Annotated in this window: 1 protein-coding gene; it reads left to right on the top strand. The window is 72.0% G+C overall.

Going from position 1 to position 400, the window contains the following annotated elements; translation table 11 throughout:
* Nucleotides 1–400: type IV secretory system conjugative DNA transfer family protein (locus FMN52_RS05705; protein WP_162525025.1), on the top strand; the 400-nt coding region annotated here is incomplete at both ends.

The following is a 400-nucleotide window of genomic DNA, read 5'->3' as shown; positions in this document are numbered from 1 at the left end:
CCATCGGCTCGCGCCGTGGCTCGGCCACCTGATGGTGTCGCGCCAGGAGACGGCGCGTCCACTGCTGACGCCGGGCGAGGTGATGCAGCTTCCGCCTGACGAAGCCGTGGTGATGGTGTCCAGCGTCGCGCCGATCAAGGCGAAGAAGCTGCGCTACTACGCGGACGCCAATTTCAAGCGCCGCGTGCTGCCGCCGCCTGCGCTCGCGGGTGCGCAGTATGCCGACGCGCCGCCGCTGCGCCCGGACGACTGGAGCGGACTGGCGATTCCGCCAACGCCTGCCGTACCGGCCACGGCATCCGCCGATGGTCTGGGCAGCTTGGCCGCCGACGACGGTGGCCCGCGCCGTCAGCCCGAGCTTTCCGAAGCCGTGGCCTATGCCCCCGAGCTGGCCGCGCCT

Origin of the sequence: Marinobacter sp. BW6 (genome assembly GCF_008107725.1) — a bacterium.
GTDB lineage: Bacteria > Pseudomonadota > Gammaproteobacteria > Pseudomonadales > Oleiphilaceae > Marinobacter.
This window is presented reverse-complemented; position numbering and strand designations above follow the sequence as displayed.